General features: G+C 70.5%; 1 protein-coding gene. It reads right to left on the bottom strand.

Going from position 1 to position 1,557, the window contains the following annotated elements; translation table 11 throughout:
* Positions 1 to 72 precede the first annotated feature (72 nt).
* Positions 73 to 1,557: catalase/peroxidase HPI (gene katG, locus AB0H32_RS48320; protein WP_361136114.1), on the bottom strand; the 1,485-nt coding region annotated here is incomplete at its 5' end.

The raw sequence follows: 1,557 nt of genomic DNA, 5'->3' as shown, positions 1-1,557 counted from the left end.
CAACCCGTCCGGCCACGGCGATCCCCCCCGGGGCGCCCCGTGGGGGCCGACCCGGACGCCTTCAGGGGTGGATCAGACGAGGTCGAACCGGTCGAGGTCCATGACCTTGGCGAACGCGGCGACGAAGTCCTTCACGAACTTCTCCTTCGCGTCGTCGGAGGCGTAGACCTCGGCGAGGGCGCGCAGCTCGGAGTTCGAGCCGAAGACCAGGTCGGCACGGGTGCCGGTCCACTTCACCCGGCCGGTGGCGGCGTCCCGGCCCTCGAAGGTGGTCTGGTCCTCGGACGTCGACTTCCACGTCGTGCCCAGGTCGAGCAGGTTGGCGAAGAAGTCGTTCGTGAGGGTGCCGGGCCTGTCGGTGAGGACACCGTGCTGCGAACCCTGGTGGTTGGCGCCCAGGACGCGCAGGCCGCCGACGAGGACGGTCGTCTCGGGCGCGCTCAGGGTGAGCAGGTTCGCCTTGTCGAGCAGCAGGTACTCGGACGGCAGGCGGTTGCCCTTGCCCACGTAGTTGCGGAAGCCGTCCGCGACCGGCTCCAGCGCCGCGAAGGACTCGGCGTCGGTGTGCTCCTCGGCCGCGTCGACGCGGCCCGGGGTGAAGGGCACCTCCACCTCGTGACCGCCGTCCTTGGCGGCCTTCTCCACCGCCGCGACACCGCCGAGGACGACGAGGTCGGCCAGGGAGACCTTCTTGGCGCCGGAGGAGGCGTTGAACTCCTGCTGGACGCCCTCCAGGACGCGCAGCACCTGGGCCAGCTCGTCGGGGCCGTTGACCTCCCAGCCGCGCTGCGGCTGCAGGCGGATGCGGGCGCCGTTGGCACCGCCGCGCTTGTCGCTGCCGCGGAAGGTGGACGCGGACGCCCACGCGGTCGAGACCAGCTGGGACACGGTCAGGCCCGAGGCGAGCAGCTTGGCCTTGAGGGAGGCGATGTCCGCGCCGTCGATCAGCTCACCCTCGCGCTGCGGCAGCGGGTCCTGCCACAGCAGCGTCTCCTCGGGGACCTCCGGGCCGAGGTACAGCGACTTGGGGCCCATGTCGCGGTGGGTCAGCTTGTACCAGGCGCGGGCGAAGGCGTCCGCGAACTCCTCCGGGTTCTCGTAGAACCGGCGGGAGATCGGCTCGTAGATCGGGTCGAACTTCAGGGAGAGGTCGGTGGTGAGCATCGTCGGGCGCTGCTTCTTCGACGGGTCGAACGCGTTCGGGACGATCTCCGGTGCGTCCTTCGCCACCCACTGGTTGGCGCCCGCCGGGCTCTGGGTCAGCTCGTACTCGTACTCGAAGAGGTTCTTGAAGAACCCGTTGCTCCACTGGGTCGGAGTGGTGGTCCAGGTGACCTCGAGGCCGCTGGTGATGGCGTCCTTGCCCACGCCCGTGCCGTACGTGCTCTTCCAGCCGAGGCCCAGCTGCTCCATCGGGGCGGCCTCGGGGTCGGCGCCGACGTTGTCCGCGGGGCCGGCACCGTGGGTCTTGCCGAAGGTGTGGCCACCGGCGATGAGGGCGACGGTCTCCTCGTCGTTCATCGCCATGCGGCGGAACGTCTCGCGGATGTCGCGAGC

Origin of the sequence: Streptomyces sp. NPDC020362 (genome assembly GCF_040642095.1) — a bacterium.
Classification (GTDB): domain Bacteria; phylum Actinomycetota; class Actinomycetes; order Streptomycetales; family Streptomycetaceae; genus Streptomyces.
Note: the sequence above shows the minus strand (reverse complement) of the source record. Positions and strands in the feature narration are given on the sequence as shown.